This window comes from Caulobacter sp. HMWF025 (assembly GCF_003060965.1).
Taxonomy (GTDB): Bacteria; Pseudomonadota; Alphaproteobacteria; order Caulobacterales; family Caulobacteraceae; genus Caulobacter.
On the sequence record NZ_QAII01000036.1, the window covers coordinates 1 to 1383 of the forward strand.

The window sequence follows — 1383 nt, forward strand, 5'->3', positions numbered from 1 at the left end:
GGCCAGGATCAGGGCGGCCAGGGCCTGGGTCGCCGGCTCAACGGCCACCGGACTGGCAGCGTGCAGGGCCACAAAGGCCAGTTCGGCCGCCGCCCCCAGCCACAGGCCCAGCCCCGGATCGGCCTGGGCGCTGCCGCCGGTCGCTTCGACCCGCCGGACCAGCAGAACGGCCGAGGCAAACATCCCGGCCGAGATCAGGGCGGCCGGCAGCCAGGCCGGCTCCAGCTCAGCCTGCTGCAGCAGCGGCCAGGCGAGGCTGGCCAGCAGTGCGGCACCGATGCCGCTGATCGCGAGCACGAGCGTCCGGGGCAGGACCTCGCGCAGCCGCAGGGCGGCCAGCAGGCCACTGGCGGGGATCAGGGCCGCCAGCGCGAAGACCCAGGGCGTCTCGGGCTCGTCGCCCTTGAGCCCCAGAACCATCAGGGACGCCAGGATCGCCACGGCGACCGGGGCCGCGAACACGAAGGCCGGGATCAGGCCCGCCACGGTTCCGGCCGCGCCCAGCACGACCAGGGCTGCGGCGAGGATGATCGCCACCGGCAGGTCATGGCCGGTCGCCAGGGCCTGCAGCCACACGCCCAGCGACACCAGGCTGACCAGACCCAGGGCCACGGCGGGCTGGTTGTCGAACACGCGATCCGTCGGGGTCGCGAGGCCCCTCGCCTGCTGCCAGACCGTGGCGCTGAACGGCCCGAGCGCGGCCACCAGCAGCAGGAAGGCTGCGTCCAGCGTGCGCTGGTCGGTGATCAGTCCAAGACTCCAGAAGGTCAGAACGGCCAGGGTCAACCGGCCGGCCTTGCCCCAGTGGCGCGCGGCGCTCAGGGCGCTGCCCGTCGCTCCGATCAGCACCAGATAGGCCTCGAGCACCGAGGGGGCCCAGTCGCTGCTCCCGGTGACCAGCGGGGCCAGGGCCGCGCCGAAGATCGCCAGTAGGGCCAGGGGCTCGCCATGTCTGAGGGCCAGACCCAGCAGGCCGAACGAGATCGCACCGGTCAGGACGGCGGCCATCGGTAGAGGGATCAGATGGTACAGGCCGTGGGCCGCGCAGACAGCGCCATAGAGGGTGACCGCGCCGGCCCCGGCCGCCAGGGCAGCGGCCAGCAGGTGGCGGCCGCCCGCGACCTGTTTCTGGCGCAGGATCCATTCGCTGGCGGCGACCATCGCCCCGCCCAGCAGGACGGCGGCGGCGATGCGCAGCGGCGGCGTAAAGACCCCGCGCTGGGCCGCGTACATGACGAGCAGCAGCCCCCCGAGCGCCAAGCCGCCGCCGCCGATCCAGGCCAGACCGTTCTCGGCCAGCCAGGTGGAGACGGCGGGCCAGGAGAAGCTTTTGACCGCAGCGGCGGGACGCGTCGCCGGCGACGGCGCGGACTGGAAGAGCGG

General features: G+C 73.8%; 1 protein-coding gene. It reads right to left on the minus strand.

The features are described 5' to 3' along the window. A partial coding sequence (locus DBR10_RS04785; protein WP_146187821.1) for a DUF2339 domain-containing protein occupies positions 1 to 1383 on the minus strand: 1383 nt, incomplete at both ends.